The sequence below is a fragment of the Pleurocapsa sp. FMAR1 genome (assembly GCF_963665995.1).
Taxonomy (GTDB): domain Bacteria; phylum Cyanobacteriota; class Cyanobacteriia; order Cyanobacteriales; family Xenococcaceae; genus Waterburya.
This window is the reverse complement of the sequence record NZ_OY762512.1, coordinates 4689262-4706127: the sequence shown is the minus strand read 5'-3', so window position 1 is coordinate 4706127 and position 16866 is coordinate 4689262. Positions and strand designations below refer to the sequence as shown.

The following is a 16866-nucleotide window of genomic DNA, read 5'->3' as shown; positions in this document are numbered from 1 at the left end:
TGCATAGTGTTTTAGCCTAAAAAAATAGAAGTGTCAACCAGTCTTTAGCTCATGACAGTCATTAATTCTTCAGCCACAAAATTAGCGGTAACATTTTGCACGTCATCTAGTGATTCTAAAGTATCGATTAATTTTAAAAGCGATCGCCCTTGCTCTGCATCGGTAATCTCAATATCACTGTTAGGTATCCAGCGTAACTCCATATCTTTGACCACCAAGTTATACCGCAGCAAAGTCTGATTTAAATTGTCTAAGTTAGTCGCGATCGTATACACTTCTACGCTATCGTCATCGTATATTTCGTAAGTATCTGCCTCTGCTTCTATAGAAGCTTCTAACAACTTTTCTTCGTCGGCAGTTTCTAGAGTAACTACTCCTTTTTGAGCGAACATCCAGCTAACACAACCCGTTTCTCCTAGATTACCGCCGTTTTTGGTAAATGCCGAGCGAAGATAGGCAGCAGTACGGTTGCGATTATCCGTCAAGGCTTCAATTAGCACAGCTACACCGCCTGCACCATAACCTTCATAGCGTACTTCTTCGAGGGTAGCATCGTCATCTTGATATGTTCCTGCTCCTTTGGCTAGCGATCGCTCTATACTGTCATTAGCAACCCCCGCAGCTTTGGCTTTATCGATAGCGGTGCGAAGCTGGAAATTACCATCAGGATCGGCTACACCATTGCGGGCAGCAACAATAATCGCCCGTGACAGTTGAGTGAATGTTTTGCCCTTTTTAGCATCCACTCTCGCTTTTTGCCTTTTGATATTTGCCCACTTACTATGTCCTGCCATAATCTTGCCAAGATTTCAAAGATTTATCTAACACTTTAGTAAATTAATATCATAAATATTAAACTTGCGATCGCGAGTAATAATAGTCAACTCATTTAGCATTTAGCATTTAGCATTTAACATTTAACATTTAGCATTTAACATTGATCAAATAAATTTCTTCGCCTGCTAGGGCAGCTTCAATCAGCTTGGATAGTTGTGATTTAGCTTGATGAATATTGGTTATTTTCATAGCAACATGATGGTTAACAATAGTTTGGCTAAGTCTAGCTAAACTAACTATACTCAAATTTTGACCAACTATTAATCAAGTCAAACAGTCTCATAAATAACTAAAAAATTACAGAACTAGAAGTCGTGTCACAATGAAAGAAGAGTAAAAAAATTTAATAAAAGTTAAAAGAGGGGCTATGGTCGCAACACCAATCAAAACCCAACCAAGGTTAACTATTCAGACTGCTGCAATAACTGCTGATACTACAGCAATTCGTTCTCTAGACTGGGAACGCGATCGCTTTGACATTGAATTCGGTCTACAAAACGGCACAACCTATAATTCTTATTTAATTCGTGGCGATAAGACTGCTTTAGTTGATACTTCCCACGCTAAGTTTCGTCAGCTATATCTAGATACTTTACAAGGCGAGATCGATCCCAAGGAGATTGATTATCTAATTGTCAGTCATACCGAACCCGACCACAGTGGATTAGTAAAAGACTTTTTAGAACTTGCACCCCAGGCAACGGTTGTGGCATCTAAGATGGCGATTAAGTTCTTAGAAGATTTAGTTCATCAACCTTTCAAGCAGCAAATAATTAAAAGCGGTGAGACGATTGATTTAGGTCAAGGTCATGTAATCGAGTTTGTTAACGCGCCTAACCTACACTGGCCCGACACCATTTTTAGCTACGACCATAAAACAGGTATTTTGTTTACCTGCGATGCCTTCGGGATGCACTACTGTTCTGATGCTACCTATGACGAAAACTTAAAGGCGATCGCCAAAGACTATCGTTTTTACTATGATTGTCTCATGGGTCCCAATGCCCGTTCTGTGCTTTCGGCTATGAAGCGCATGGACAAGTTAGGTGAAATTAATATCGTTGCTAACGGTCATGGTCCTCTGTTGCGTCATAACCTTGAGGAACTATTAGACCGCTATCGAACCTGGAGTAAGGCACAGACTAAGACAGGTAAGAACGTTGCCGTATTTTATGTTGCTGATTATGGCTTTAGCGATCGCCTGAGTCAAGCGATCGCCAAAGGAATTACCAAAACAGGAGTAGAAGTGGAAATGGTCGATTTGCGCTCGGCTGACAACACCGAAATTCAGGAGATAGTTAATCGTTCTGTAGGTATTGTTTTAGGAATGCCTCCCTTAAATAGTAAAAACCAAGCAGAGATTACGACTAACTTAGGAACAGTCTTAGCAGCAGCCACAGAAAAGCAGCTAGTTGGTATGTTTGAATCCTATGGTGACGATGACGAACCCATCGATCCGATGTTAACTAAATTCCGTGAAGCAGGCTTAAAACCCGCTTTCCCTGTAATTAAACTTAAGGACACTCCTACTGAGGCTGACTATCAGCTATGCGAAGAGTCTGGAACAGATTTAGGACAGCTTCTAACCCGCAAAGAACTGATCCAGCAGATGAAAGCCCTCGATACTGACTTAGATAAAGCAATTGGTCGTTTAAGCGGTGGACTTTACATCATTACTGCCACTAAAGGAGATGTGAGCAGTGCTATGTTAGCTTCTTGGGTATCTCAAGCCAGCTTTGAACCACCTGGATTAACGATCGCCGTCGCCAAAGATCGGGCAATTGAGTCCTTGATGCAGGTAGGCGATCGCTTTGTCTTAAATATACTTGAAGAAGGCAAATATCAGCCATTGATGAAGCATTTTCTCAAACGATTTAAGCCAGGTGCAGATCGTTTTGCAGGAATCAAAACTCAAACCGCAGCTAATGGTTCACCTATATTGACAGACGCTTTAGCATATCTAGAGTGTCAAGTGTCTAGTAGGATGGAATGTAACGATCACTGGATTGTTTATAGTCACGTCGATCTCGGTCGAGTTTCTAACCCCGATGGTTTAACCGCAGTCCATCATCGCAAAGTAGGTAATCATTACTAAATTTTGTTAATTCTAATTATTTAACTGCGTAACATCAGTTAAATAATTAGGGTAGAATATTTAATCGCTCGAAAGTATTTGAAAACCCTTTATATGGACAATATTTCTGTTTAAAGACTTCTTGCGTAAATAAAATATTAAGTTTTAATATTTCTAATAATCAAGCGTTTAGTCGCTGAAATCAAACCTTTGCTGGCTGCATAATTTTCTCAAACAAATCAACCTGTATTTAAAAGTTTGATGTGAATTAAAAATGTTTAATCTCCTCGATCGCATTCTGCGTCTTTCTCACCGTTAATTTGCTAATTTTAGATCGGGCGTAAAGTTGGCTACCGAACTAGAGGCGGGAAATACTGCCCCATCTAGCTGCATTCTCGTTAAGAGAGAAGGAGCTATTTTACTCAAATTAACATTAGCATCAATCAGAGAAACCTGGCTGTAGTTGCTACGAGTATTGGTTAGCTGCCAACGAAAAGTATAAAGAACTTCCCATTCTGCCTTCTGTTGTTGTGAGTCATAATTTTTGACCCCTACTAAGTTAGTAATAAACTCAACTGCTTCCCCTGGTTTGAGGCGATAATCAGTGGGAGAGTCTTGAAAGGTTATGGCAAATTCCCCAGAGTTATTTGGATCTTGGAAGTAATAGCGTTGTTGACAAAGACTGCATTTGACTAAATCCCAATAGAAAGGAAGATTGTCTGCCCCGTCGTATTGATAACCTCCTATTGGCGGATCATTGTAGGGAGTAACCATAGGTTGTCCTTGATTATCCCGTATGCCATAAGGATCTTTTTCCACATAATTTACCCAGTTAAAATGATCGTAGCCTAAAGCGATCGCTAATTGACTGAGTTTTATGTTGTTTCCTTGACTGTTTTTGGGAGCAAACTGAGTAATAATACTTGAACCAACAAGCCTGTGCTTGATTGCTTGACTGTAAAAAAAATCTAGATTATCTATGGCGACTAACTCGGTCACTCGAAAAGCGCACCGCCCTGGCTTCCGTTCAGGAAGCTTAGGGACGGAGCAAGAATGGTTTCGAGTGCTGCGAGTTAGCGTTGCTAAAGATTCTTGGTGACTAATTGGGGAATCCTTGCTAGTTTGGCAAATACCAACTGTAGTTGACGCAAATGTAGATAATAAAGCACTAAAAGTAAAAGTTTTTAATGAATTCTGGAATTGCATTACAAAATAGCTGTCCGAAACTTTTTATGTACATCTATGCTATTACGTATTTTTGCCTAAGAGATTATACTTACCCTAAATTAGCCAAGTCTTGATAAAAACTAGATGCGCGATGATACATTCTTTACAAAATGCTCAATTGAAGGGCAGCAAAAACTTTTGGTAAATGAAACTTAAAATCAATGAATTTACGTAAAATCGGGCGATTGTTTCAAGAAACCTTTACAGAATGGCAAGCAGATAAAGCACCTCTGATTGCAGCAGCCTTGGCATATTACACGGTTTTTTCGATCTCACCTTTACTAGTAATTGCGATCGCGATTGCGGGGACAATTTTTGGCGATCAGACGGCTCAAAAAGAGATTACAGATCAGCTAATTGCTTTGGTAGGACAAGATGGAGTTAAACCGATTTTGCAGGCACTCAACAACATCAGCCAGCCTAAAATTAGGGGGTTTGCCTCTTTAATTAGTATTGGAGTATTAATAATCGGCGCATCAGGTATTTTTGCCCAGCTACAGGATGCTCTTAATACAGTTTGGAAGGTAAAACCCCAACCAGGGCAAGGAGTTATGCTGTTTCTACGCAAACGTTTATCATCATTTCTAATGGTGCTGGCGATCGGGCTATTATTGATTTTATCTTTGGTATTAAGTGCTGTTGTTGCTACTCTAAGCCGTTATAGAACAGATTTTCTGCCTGGTTCAGCGATTCTCTGGGAAAACCTAGACTTCATTGTCTCTTTTGGGCTGATTACCTTTCTGTTTTGCCTGATGTTTAAATATGTTCCCGATATAAAAATTGCTTGGAAAGATGTTTTTATCGGCTCAATAATTACGGCACTGTTATTTCTGTTTGGCAAGTATTTGTTAGGTTTATATATCAGTAAAGGCAGCTTGGGTTCAGCTTACGGTGCAGCAGGTTCGCTGATTGTCTTTTTGGCATGGGTATACTATTCTGCTCAAATTATTTTATTTGGGGCAGAATTTACTCATGTTTATACTCGAATGTATGGTTCAAAAATACGACCACGTAAACATTCACAAATTGACTAAAAAAGTTTTTAGTCCCTGCGAGGATTACCACGCTTGCTAGTCATTAGTTTATAGCTGAATTACTAGACTTTGCTAGATAAATGCCACATAGAATTAAAATTACAGCAATACAGCTAGTTAAATTCAAATTTTCGGCAAAAATCACCCAGGCAAGAAAGGCGGTAATTATTGGTTTGAGCAAAGTAAATATGCCTACAAAGCTTGAAGAGAATTGCTTTAAACTATAGACCAACAAACCCTGTCCAAAAGTCTGACAAATAACCGCCAGGGCAATAACTGTTAACCAGCCTTGAGTTGATGTAGGAAACATTGGGGTGTCCGTTAAGTAAACTATGGGCAAAATAATTAAAGCACCAAAACCACATCGCCAAAATAGTACTTTAGCCGTATTACAGTCGCGATCGCGCAAATAGCCCACCGTAAGTAAGTTTACTCCGTGCAGTGCAGCCGACAGTAAGGCAAGGCTGTCACCAGATAAATACTCCGTCCCTAACTGTAAATCATCCCAGCCAATTATCATCCCACCAGCTATGGATATTGCCATACCCGTAACAAACTGACGGTTAAACTGCTGTTTTAAGATTAGCCATGCACCTAAACTAATAAATAAAGGTGTTAGACTTCGCAAAACTGTAGAACTAGCAACGCTTGTCTGAGTTAAAGACATTGCCCATAACAAAGATGAAACTGTAGCCGCAACGCTAGCCAGAATTAGTAAACTTCGCTCTTTGTAATTAGGAATATTGTCCAGAAATTGAATCTGCTTAAATTCTGGAGGAGTCTTGATAATTTGCCAACAACTAATAATAATAGTTGCAATCCATAGGCGATTAAAGACAATTGCTGTTGGGGTAAGAAGTTCTATTTCGCTGAGTTTGGTAAATATAGGCGAAAAAGCTAAAGCAACTATCGCTATAAATAAAATTCCTAGGCTTATGCTACTAGCAATTATTTTTTCCCCAGAAGAGAGATCCCTGGCGGAAATCTGTTCAGTTTGGTTATCTGGGATTAGTAAACTATTCTTATTCAAGCTGATGGAATTTTAACAATATCTTGATCGTAACTTAACTTAATGTTAAACATAACATTTTGTCATGTTAGACCTTGGGTAAAAATAAATAATTCTCTGGTTTTTATGAAAAATTACTCAATTTATACTAAATCTTTGTATAAATTGAGTAATTTACGCCTAATGTGAATTAAAAAATGCTTATTCTCGCTTCTAAATGAAATTGGTTTGTAAAAACCAGAATTTATTCCTGGGGGAACTTTCCCCCAGACCCCGCTCTCGCGCATTCCCTTGCTAGCGGGTGTGGAACAAGGCTCTTGAACAGAGCCGTTTCCACCCGCTCTGACGGCGACGCGGTGAGACAGTTGCGTTGCGGTGAAGCAGTTCGTTGGCGGGGGAACCCCGCTTAAAGAAACTGCTGAACCCGAAGGGGGGTTCCCCCCGTTGCGAGACAAAACCGTTGCGGGGGTTCCCCCCGTTGAGGTTATTGTCGAGGGCGAGCAAACTGTTGAACCCTTTAGGGGGTCGCTCGCCTGCTGGGGACGTGACGACCCTCCCCAGACCCCTTCCGTAAACATTAACCTCAGTTTTTTTTATAGTTATCTAGAGTCTGAGTCGGCATAATTATAGTTAAATTCGTCCAGGTTTAATTTAAACAATAAATTTCTCTATTTATCGCAGTGTAAAAGTTTTATATTAAACAAAAAAAAAGTTAATTCACATCAGACGTTATTTATTTCAGAGGTCAATTCGAGCATTCCCTTGCTAGCGGGTGTGGAACAAGGCTCTTGAACAGAGCCGTTTCCACCCGCTCTGACGGCGACGCGGTGAGACAGTTGCGTTGCGGTGAAGCAGTTCGTTGGCGGGGAAACCCCGCTTAAAGAAACTGCTGAACCCGAAGGGGGGTTCCCCCCGTTGAGGTACCTGCGGGGGGTACCCCTTGGTTGTCGAGGGCGAGCAAACTGTTGAACCCTTTAGGGGGTCTCGAAAGAGGTCAGCAAGGTGTACCCACCGCAGCTAGTCAGGAAGTTGACAACTACCTTTATCAATCGGATTTAGTATAATTATCCTTTGTTTTTTGATTAACCGCGCCCAGCATTTGACTTAAAAAAGGCAGTCCAATTAAAGCAGGAATAAAGTAGCGAGAAGTACACAACAAGCCTAATGCTGCCCCCGTTGCTTGACTAAAGTAATCTTGGTAAAAATAAATTATGGCTGCATCACGAGTACCAATTCCTGCAAAGGTTAAGGGGAGTAATCCTGCCAGGATCGCCAGGGGAGAAAGAGCCAAACTAATAATAAAAGGAGTAACGGCTTTAAGAGCTAAGATAAACAGCCAAATTTGTAATAAGTGCAAAAACCAGATAAAAATAGAAGTGCTAGTAATTAGCAATAGCTGTTGCTTATTGTGCCAAAAATAATCGTGCATTTCTCCCCAAGCAGCCTGCATTTTTTGGAGCTTGGTTTTGATAGATTTGGGTGCAATTCTAATACCTAATTTGAAAAATAACTCGGCAAATTGTTGCGAGCTTAATAGCAATATTCCCATAATTAAGCCGATCGCCACACCTGCGGTCATGATCCAAAATAAGCTATCTTTGGCTGGATATAAAATTAAGCCAAAAACGCACCACAGCAGCAGGGAAAGCAAGTCACAAGCCTTCTCAAAAATAGAAATAGACAAAGCCAAGCTACCACTTATATTAGAACGTTCAGCCATAAAATAGGACTTGGCAAGATCTCCCATCTTTGAGGGTAAAATCATATTCAGCACGCTAGCACCCAAAATCAAACGATTAGCCTCCAAAAAACCCAAAGTACGCCGTGGTACTAGCTGCTGTAACCGCCATGAGGTAATCAAAGTAATGGGAATCACCATTGCTAAACTAATCAATAACATCAGGCGATCGCAATTCTGAAAAACCTTCAAAAGATTAGCAAAATCAATTTGAGTATAGATATAAAGCAAAATAGCGACGCTAATTACCAGGGATATAAAGCGTTTGAAATTCATAGATGATTTTTGCTCGTAGCTTTATGCTCTAAGCCGTAAGCTTTTAAAAGTGTATAGGAAAAGATAATAAATTAAATTCATATTTGATTATTGCTAGTTGTGCCTAGCGATGTCTGCTAACGGATGTGGAACAGCGGTCAGACCCCGCGCCGCCGACAGGCGCAAGGGAACGCTGACCAAGACAAGCCGAACTGAATTCGGCGTTTCCACCCGCTCTAGCTTCGCAACCGCAATTTACTATTACTTGTTTTTCTTTTTGTAGTATGGAGATGAATAATATTGGTTTGTTTAAGTAAGCTCAAAAATTTTATATTTACTATTTATGGAAAATAAATCTACTTCTTTACCATTTTTCAGATCTTGGCTAAGTAAGAGCAAGCAGCACTTTAACAGCATTCCCGTTTTAATTTGGTTAAATGCCATCACTATTGTGATTTTGAGCTTACTTAGTATCTATGCCAAGCTTAAAAGCAAAGGGGCAGGAATAGACAATCTGTTTAGCGATCCTTTTTATTTTGGGATTTTCTATCTAGGCTGGTTAACCAGCGTTTCTGAGTTTATGTGGTGTACTGCGATCGCCATAAGCCTTTTTACCGCAGTTTTATTGCCTCCTGCAAACCGACGCTTTCAAATTTTTTTGTGTGCTAGTGCGTTATTAATGTTATTACTCTACATTGACGATCGCTTTCGTTTAACCTTGATTTTGTGTGCCTTTTTTGGTACTTGCAAACTAGTTAAGTTAAGCGTATATCTTCTCTACGGTTTGTTGCTCATTACCTACGGTCGGGGGTTTCGTCGTACCATTAGTCGAACTCCTTATATTCCCTTACTAGTATCTTTTTGTTTATTTGGCTTTTCTAGCGCGATCGATATTGCGCCTATTAGCAGTCGGGGTATTCATGCCATGTTAGAAGATGGGACGAAGCTGATTGGTTTAATTAACCTGACGATTTACTTTTGGTGGATTTGCCAGCAAGAAATCAAAAAAAATATTGAACAAAAATTATAAAAAGATTTCTGCACAAATCCATTGCTAGTTAATTTTAAACCCCTGAAACATCCATTAATTCTTCTACGGTAGAACAGTAATTAGTCATACCAAAGCTGGCAGGAGTGACGGGATTAGTATAAGTAAAGTGGCGATAGTCAAGCGAAAAACGACTCCAGGAGTCCATCTGAATCTGAAAAATTTGAATAAAAATATTAGCAAGCCAAATGTATAGAGGGAAGCGGATATAAGTTCTTTTACCAAAATATTTAGCTATATCAGCGATCACCCGATCTACGGTGATGGCTGGATTACCGATTACCAAGCAGTCTACTTCTGCGTCTTCTTTTTGTGATGGAGAAAACTCAGGATGCTCTACCAAATAGCTAATTACTCCAGCTATATCCTGGGCGTGGATAAAATGAAAGCTACCATCGACGCTAAACCAGCGAATCAAGCCAATCCATTTAGTTACGTCGGTAATACCCGCGCTCAAATGAGAATAAGGTTTGTCTCGATCACCTCCAAAAACTAGAGTGGGAAAGACGACTATAATCTTATCGGCGATCGCTTGTTGAGCAAGTTGAGCAAAACATTGATACTTAGTGCGAATGTAATCATGACCAAATTGATTGGCTTGTAATAATAACTGGTTATTTTGATCTAATATACTGGCGGTAGAAAAATAAATAATTCGTTCACAAACTTTGGGATTGAGTAAATTGATTAACTCCAAAGTTTTAACTACATTAATATCGTAAGTCTCGCTTTCTCCTCCCCATGCAGTAGCAGCTAAAATTGCCACGTTAATTTCTTTAAGTAGCAAATCGCTATAGTCTTCAATACGATACATATCTCCCTGTAGGATATGGATTCCTGGGCGAGCTTGATAATCAAACTGAAGCTTATCAGGATTTCTTACTAGCAAATATAGTTCATGGTTAGTATTTTGAATTAGTGCTTCGCTTATATAGTGACCAATACAACCACTTGCGCCAGTAATAAAAATCCGTTTCATATACATATAAATTCCTTACCAAGAAGCTTATCAGACAACTGTTGCTATTGTCTTTAAATTCACAATCAGGTTACTTTACTTTTTTATTTTTGCAAAGAAATTTAGAACATTTAGCAGTTTACTTGAAAGCTACTGATATTTCTGTTTATGGTTTGGTTGTTAGTGGTTAACTGGAAGATGAATGCCACTATAGGAATATGTAAGAAAGTGCTAAAAATATGATCAAAATCACACTCTATTTTGCCATACTAAAATAATTTTGAATATATATATGTATTAAATTAGAAATGCCCAACCAGGATACTGATTTTCAAAATTGTTTATCAGCACAGCCAAGAAGAGATAACCCTCCTACTAGCAAAGCAACTCAAGAATTAGCTTCAGAGTTATTGATTTTAGTTAACGATGATAGCAATAAAGCAATGGCAATCATCAAACAGATAATGTATTATAGCCCTAACAAGTCTATTGAATGGTATTGTGAGCAAGCCGTTGCCAAGCTAAACCGACAGCTTTACGATGTAGCTAAATAGCTATTGTTTACTATAAAATATGTTATTTTTTACTTATCAATAAAGAAATGATAGCTTGTGTGAAAATCATCCGATTATAAAAAACTAAATACTCTTAATTGTTGATTGCAATAATCTCAATCGAGTTAATATTATCTGACTTAATTTTTATTTGCTGGTAAAAATGCGCCACATCACAAATAATGTCACACCCAAATAACCGCATACTGCTAACCAATCCAATTCGTTACTAGTAATCATTTTTAAATCAATGTCTTAATGTTTGTGGTTCACCATTATCCTATGTCTTGTTCTTTCTACTGATACCACTTCTCTATGACAATGCAATGCACTAAATAAGATTTAACTCTTTTGCGTCTTTGCGCTTGTCAGCATTAGATGCGGCGAACTATGCGCCTTTCTTTGCGCCTTCGGACGACGCGGTGAGACAGTTGCGGTGGACGGGTTTCCAAGGGGCTGTGGGCGGAACCTGCGTCCGCCCAGGCAAGACCTGCTCTTGGTCGGGGAACCCGACCGAGCTTCCTTGCCCTTTATAAGCCCCGTCGGCATAAGCAAACTGAGGAAAGACCCCGCGTCGCCGAAGGGCGCAAGGGAATGCTTTCCGATGTCGAACCCTTTAGGGGGTCTGACCTCTCTGCGTGAGATCTAAACATTAATGGAATACTTATTAACTATTTTGCCAAGAATAAAATATTAATACAGCAGCAGTTTACTCAAATCGACATTAACATTAGGAAAGGCTTGAAGCGTAATCGTTCCCGATTGGTATTCAATAATTTGTGAATAGATACCCTTTTGTGGTTGAGTATGAGCGATCAGCTTTTTGTTCTTTAAATCTATCACCCAATATTCAGGTATGCCGTTACGAGCATAAGTGATGATTTTTTCTTCGAGATCTTTTTTCAAACTTCTATTAGATACCTCAATCAGCAGATAGATATTTTCTGCAAAAGGATGATGTTGACGATAAATAGTTGTTGGCAGTTGAACGATCGCAATATCGGGTTCTGGTTCACTATTATCTAAGGTGATTGGATGAGCATCTCTAATAGATGCTTTTCCCTTAAGCAAGTTTCTAAGGTAATCGCTGACTGATTGATTCGTATAGCTATGCTCAACTCCTTCGGGACTCATTTCAACTATATTTCCTTCTAGAAGTTCGACAGGCTTTCCTTCTAATACACCTGAGTCCACTAACTCGTGCCATTCATCTATAGACCACTTGTAAATAGTTGAAGCCATATTAATTTATCTTTTTTCTATCACCAAATTTTAATAGTTCGCATACCTAGACAAAATAATTTTAGCTCATCAAAATGCTACTGATTTTAACTATTATTAACTGTTAACCGACTAAAGACTAGACTTCTTGTATAAATATTTTTTTTAGATATTTTCGATGTTAGTTTTTAATTCCTGACCTCTGACCTCTGACCTCTGACCTCTGACTTCATACCTAACCAATATTTATGATTCGTGCAAGAGGTCTACTAAAGTTCATATCGTTCTTGCAATCTTAATAATTTCTTTGTAGCCTCATCAGCGTTATCTGCCAATTCAGCAAAAGTAATAAATCTGAGTAATTCTTTGCGTAATAAGTTTCTTTCAACCTCCCAGGTTTCGCGATCTAAATCTGGAGGTATAACAATAGTGTCAAACAAAGTTGCCTGTTTTTTGCCAGGGTGAGGACGCAAAATTCGACCGCGACGCTGAATAAACTGACGGGGGTTACTGCTGCTGGCGAGAATAATTGCGGTTTTGATTGCAGGTATATCTATTCCTTCGTCTAGACAGCGAATGGCGACCAAACCTTGTAACTCTCCCGCTTCAAACTGACGGCATAAAAGCTCTCTTTCTTCTAAGGATGTTTCGGTAGTATAGGTATTGACGCGATAGCCTAGCTTTTTGCCTAATAAATGAGTCACCGCATCAATTTGACGTACACCACTATCTAAATATCCATCACCGCAATAAAACAGCGTATGGCTAGTATTAAGTCTAGATGCCATTAATTCTTGAAGGCAAGTTAACTTATTAGCTGCTGTGGCAATTAAACGCGATCGCTTTGTTAGTAAAGAGGTTAAAGTATCGTTGTTGGCAAAACTATGATTCTTGCTCAAACTCCAGCCAATACGCTTGGTTAGCTTGGCGTAGGCAGATGCTTCTGTAGCAGTTAATTCAACAAAGACAGGATAGTATAAATAGTGAACTAGTGCTTCTTGTTCGATCGCATCAGCTAAGGTAAATTCTGGTTTAATTATTGAGCCAAAATAGCTTAGTAAAGCTTCTGTTCCTAGTTCATCATATTGTCTTTCTGGAGTAGCAGAAAGAGCCAAACGTAAGCCAATATTTCTGGGTAAACTAGACTCGATGCGAGTTGAACCTAAATTATGTGCCTCATCGCCAATAATTAAAGTTTTGGGAGGAAAATATTTAAGCTGAGATTGAAATCCTGCACTTATTAAAGTGGAGTTGGTAGTAATAATTGTTAGAAAAGATTGAGGATTGTTTGTTAAATTGTATAGCTGATTAGATAGTTCGCTTTGCCAATTGTCTACCCGCGTCATGGCAATAACTGGCTGGAGATTAAACTTTTGACATTCTCTCGACCATTGAGTTACTAAATGCCGATATGGGCAGACTATAATTAGTGCCTGAAGTCCTATTTGTTGATAAAGTTCTACGGCGATCGCCAGAGCAATAATAGTTTTACCGCTACCCGTCGCCATCTTTAGAGTTCCTCTGCCTTTGTTTTCTAACCAATTGCCTACAGCCTGATGTTGATAATCTCTCAGCTTTAAACTAGTAGGTAATACAGGAACACCTATATTTTTATAGTTATATTGATAGTTTTTGCTGCTTTCTTTTAAGCGATTAAGCCTGTGTTTTTGACGGTATATATAGGCTAATTCTTGCCATTGTATGTTGTTTAATAAATACATTAAATATAATTTGTCTTATGAGAAAATAAACGGCTGCGCCGTAGTTATTAGTTATTAGTTATTAGTCTAACCAATATTTTTGTCGCTGAAATGGATAGGTAGGAAGACTAATTTTTTTACCACTATTTTTACTTAATGCTTTCCAGTTTATATTTACTCCTAATACATATAGTTGAGCTAGTTCAGAAATAATTATTTGCCAATTATTTAAATCTGGCTTTATTTGAGAAACAATAGTTTTTTGGTTATTATTTGGTATTGTTTGAGAGTTGTCTATCTTCCAATAAATATTAGCTGTATCGCTTGAAACAAAGGGATTATCGATCAAAGATTCAGCTAACTCTTTCAACTCGCTACTAACTTGAGTCGAAACTATTAAAGCAAGTTTAGGATTATGATTAAAACTAACCTTACTTTGCCACAATTTTGATGATGTTTCTTGAGCAGTGTATTGGACTAACTCGGCTTGCAATTGCGCAATAGAAGTAACAGTAAGAGCTATTCTATGATTAAAATGCGATCGCCCTACATTAACCGTATAACAAATATCTTCAATTAAAAGATTGGGGTGTAATTCTAGATAATCAACGTAATTTGCAGCTAGTTGAAATAGAGCTTTTTGGTTTCTGGCAGATAAAGTAAACAGATGCAATTTTTTTCCATCTCCCTCTCTCCCTTTTTCCCTTTCTTCCTTAACCAATACATCAGCCTCTTTAACAACAACATGAGCATTAGTGCCACTAAAACCAAAGCTACTAACTCCAGCAATGCGAGGTTGCGCTGATTTATTCCAGTTGATTGGTTTCTCTGGCAGTTTGAAAGGTAAATTTTGCCACTCTACATTAGAATTAGGCTGATTAAGATGTAAATTGGGGGGAATAAACTTATTTTCTAAAGCTAAAACAGTTTTAATCAGACTTGCTATCCCTGCTGCCGATTCCAAGTGACCAATATTAGTTTTAACCGCACCTAAGATTAATTGCTCGTTATCTTGAAAAACTTTGCTCAAAGCCTCAAGTTCGATCGCATCTCCTAAAGATGTACCTGTACCATGGGTTTCTAAATAACTAATTTGGCTGGGTTCAACTTGACTATTAGCTAAAGCCTGTTTAATTACTGCTTGCTGAGAAAGGCTATTAGGAGTAGTAATGCTGCTGGTGCGTCCATCTTGATTTGTAGCCGAACCTAATAGGATAGCTCTAATATTATCTCGATCGGCGATCGCATCACTCAGTCTTTTTAAGACTACTACTCCGCAACCTTCGGATCTAACAAAACCATTTGCACCCGTATCAAAAGTCTTGCAGCGTCCATCAGGGGAAAGCATTTTTGCCTGAGAAAAATTAATGCTAATTTTAGGAGAAATTAGGCGGTTAACTCCTCCTGCAAGAGCCATATTACACTCGCGATCGCGTAAACTTTTGATAGCTAAATGTACTGCTACTAAAGATGATGAACAAGCCGTGTCTAAAGAGATGCTCGTACCAGTAAAATCAAAAAAGTGCGATATTCGTCCCGATGCCAAGCTGTGAGTATTGCCAGTAGTCAGGTAGGCATCAATTTCTGTATTGTTTCTGCTTAATAGCTGATGCCAATAGTCTATAGCCGAGACACCTATAAACACTCCTGTCCGACTTCCTCGAACTTTGTCGGCGGGAATAGCAGCATTTTCCAACGCTTCCCAACTAACCCCTAGTAATAATCTTTGTTGAGGATCGAGGCTAGCTGCTTCTCTTGGTGCAATGCGAAAAAAACTAGCATCAAACTCCTTTAGATGGGGAACAAATCCGCCATAGGTAGTGCAGATTTTACCTAGTGTACTTGGTTGGGCATAATAATCAGACTTATCCCAACGTTCTGCTGGAGTCTCGACAATCGCATCTTTACCATTTTGTAATAACTGCCAAAACTCTTCTGGATTATCTGCGCCAGGAAAACGACACCCTATTCCTACTATAGCGATCGGCTCATGTTTAGCCTGTTCGAGAGCTTCTAATTTGCCCTGCATTTGTTTCAATGCCAGTAAAGCTTTTTTTGTGGGAGATAATTCCATTCCACTCGTCAACTGCGATTCACCTTTTTTGTAAGGTTGGATTAATAGTTCAGCCCAGTCACGATTATTCGCAACTGGGTTTTTTGTTAAAAATGATTTTCTAGTGAGAAATAAAGCCCGTTAATAGCAAAGGTAATAAAATTAAGGCAGAGACAATTAAGACTATCGTTCCCGCATCAATATCCAGCGTATTCTTTGGTGGTTTTTTCATCACAGCCTACTTTTATATGTTTTATATATGTTAGTTGTCAAACACTCCTTTAAAAAAGTTTTTAGTATTTAGTCTTCAGTTCAATTAATAAGCAGATTTAGGTCGTCTGACAGATGGGACTGGCTTCATCTATGTCTACCTTAATTTAAGACTCCTTAAATCGAACGTGAACCAAACTATCATGAGCCAAAAATTGCTCCTCTGGCTAATCAAAGCAAGCTTTATCGTCTATCTATTGTTTTTTGCTCCTCCTTTTCACTGGGACTCAACCAAATCGCTAATTATCAAGTTATTAACTTTGCAATGGAACGCTATTAATCCAGTTATCTTTTCTTTATTTTGTCTAGTTGGAGTTTGGATACTAATTTACAGTAGCCTATTGTTTTTCGATGGCAGAATGCAGTCTATTCCTTTTTATCCATTTGCTTTGGCTTCTCTTGGTTCGGGGATAGTTGGGTTGATTCCTTATCTAGCTTTACGAGAACCAAATACCGAGTTTTCTGGTTCAAAAGATGCGTGGCTATCTATATTAGACTCTCGCTTGACTGGGATAGTGTTGATGCTGTTTACTCTTGGCTTACTCGTTTATGCCCTGATTGCTGGAGACTGGAGAGAATTCTGGCAACTCTTCACTAGCGATCGCTTTATCAACGGGATGAGTTTAGCTTTTGGTTTATTTTGCTTGGTATTTCCAAGTGCTTTAGGAGATGACATGGCTCGTCGGGGTTACTTGAGAAATTCTCAATTGTTTTGGTTCATTGCACTGATACCGTTACTAGGTTCTCTTGCTTACCTTTGCTGGCGACCGCCAATTAGGGCAACATCATAAACACACTTAACTCGATCGCGATCGCACTTTCTTGTATAAAAATCATTCCATGTATAGATTGTTACTTAACTAATTCAAAATTACTATGTTAAAGATT

At 38.9% G+C, this 16866-nt stretch carries 13 protein-coding genes; 5 read left to right on the top strand and 8 right to left on the bottom strand.

Annotation, left to right across the window (positions count from 1 at the left end; all coding sequences use genetic code 11):
* Positions 1–44 precede the first annotated feature (44 nt).
* Entirely contained in the window at positions 45–794 is a 750-nt protein-coding gene (locus SLP02_RS22840; protein ID WP_319423024.1) for a YebC/PmpR family DNA-binding transcriptional regulator, read from the bottom strand.
* Between the two features lie 410 nt (positions 795–1204).
* Between SLP02_RS22840 and SLP02_RS22835 the strand changes: the two genes are divergently transcribed.
* Entirely contained in the window at positions 1205–2932 is a 1728-nt protein-coding gene (locus SLP02_RS22835) for a diflavin flavoprotein (RefSeq protein ID WP_319423023.1), read from the top strand.
* Positions 2933–3226: 294 nt separating this feature from the next.
* Here the strand turns inward: SLP02_RS22835 and SLP02_RS22830 are convergent, their stop codons facing one another.
* The gene (locus SLP02_RS22830) at positions 3227–3910 is read right to left on the bottom strand and encodes a hypothetical protein (RefSeq protein WP_319423022.1); all 684 of its coding nucleotides are present in this window, start codon (positions 3908–3910) and stop codon (positions 3227–3229) included.
* Between the two features lie 389 nt (positions 3911–4299).
* Between SLP02_RS22830 and SLP02_RS22825 the strand changes: the two genes are divergently transcribed.
* The gene (locus SLP02_RS22825) at positions 4300–5172 is read left to right on the top strand and encodes a YihY/virulence factor BrkB family protein (protein ID WP_319423021.1); all 873 of its coding nucleotides are present in this window, start codon (positions 4300–4302) and stop codon (positions 5170–5172) included.
* 43 nt (positions 5173–5215) lie between these two features.
* Here SLP02_RS22825 and SLP02_RS22820 read toward each other — a convergent pair whose 3' ends face one another.
* Together SLP02_RS22820 and SLP02_RS22815 are read right to left on the bottom strand one after the other, a co-directional pair.
* Entirely contained in the window at positions 5216–6202 is a 987-nt protein-coding gene (locus SLP02_RS22820) for a DMT family transporter (RefSeq protein ID WP_319423020.1), read from the bottom strand.
* 1024 nt (positions 6203–7226) lie between these two features.
* The gene (locus SLP02_RS22815) at positions 7227–8195 is read right to left on the bottom strand and encodes a lysylphosphatidylglycerol synthase transmembrane domain-containing protein (RefSeq protein ID WP_319423019.1); all 969 of its coding nucleotides are present in this window, start codon (positions 8193–8195) and stop codon (positions 7227–7229) included.
* Between the two features lie 322 nt (positions 8196–8517).
* Between SLP02_RS22815 and SLP02_RS22810 the strand changes: the two genes are divergently transcribed.
* Positions 8518–9204, top strand: coding sequence for a hypothetical protein (locus SLP02_RS22810; RefSeq protein WP_319423018.1), 687 nt, complete (start codon positions 8518–8520; stop codon positions 9202–9204).
* 34 nt (positions 9205–9238) lie between these two features.
* Here the strand turns inward: SLP02_RS22810 and SLP02_RS22805 are convergent, their stop codons facing one another.
* The gene (locus SLP02_RS22805) at positions 9239–10201 is read right to left on the bottom strand and encodes an NAD-dependent epimerase/dehydratase family protein (protein WP_319423017.1); all 963 of its coding nucleotides are present in this window, start codon (positions 10199–10201) and stop codon (positions 9239–9241) included.
* 287 nt (positions 10202–10488) lie between these two features.
* Between SLP02_RS22805 and SLP02_RS22800 the strand changes: the two genes are divergently transcribed.
* The gene (locus SLP02_RS22800) at positions 10489–10734 is read left to right on the top strand and encodes a hypothetical protein (RefSeq protein WP_319423016.1); all 246 of its coding nucleotides are present in this window, start codon (positions 10489–10491) and stop codon (positions 10732–10734) included.
* Between the two features lie 693 nt (positions 10735–11427).
* On the opposite strand, the gene SLP02_RS22795 is transcribed toward SLP02_RS22800, so the two are convergent.
* The 3 genes from SLP02_RS22795 to SLP02_RS22785 form a co-directional block, all read right to left on the bottom strand.
* On the bottom strand, positions 11428–11976 hold the full coding sequence (locus SLP02_RS22795) for a Uma2 family endonuclease (protein ID WP_319423015.1): 549 nt from the start codon (positions 11974–11976) through the stop codon (positions 11428–11430).
* Positions 11977–12224: 248 nt separating this feature from the next.
* Positions 12225–13676 carry a DNA phosphorothioation system restriction enzyme gene (locus tag SLP02_RS22790; protein ID WP_319423014.1) on the bottom strand — a complete coding sequence of 484 codons (1452 nt, stop codon included), beginning with the start codon at positions 13674–13676 and terminating at the stop codon, positions 12225–12227.
* A gap of 61 nt (positions 13677–13737) precedes the next feature.
* Positions 13738–15729, bottom strand: a complete 1992-nt coding sequence (locus SLP02_RS22785; RefSeq protein WP_319423013.1) for a type I polyketide synthase — start codon at positions 15727–15729, stop codon at positions 13738–13740.
* 392 nt (positions 15730–16121) lie between these two features.
* On the opposite strand from SLP02_RS22785, the gene SLP02_RS22780 reads away from it, so the two are divergent.
* Positions 16122–16769, top strand: a complete 648-nt coding sequence (locus SLP02_RS22780) for a DUF2834 domain-containing protein (RefSeq protein WP_319423012.1) — start codon at positions 16122–16124, stop codon at positions 16767–16769.
* Positions 16770–16866: the final 97 nt, after the last annotated feature.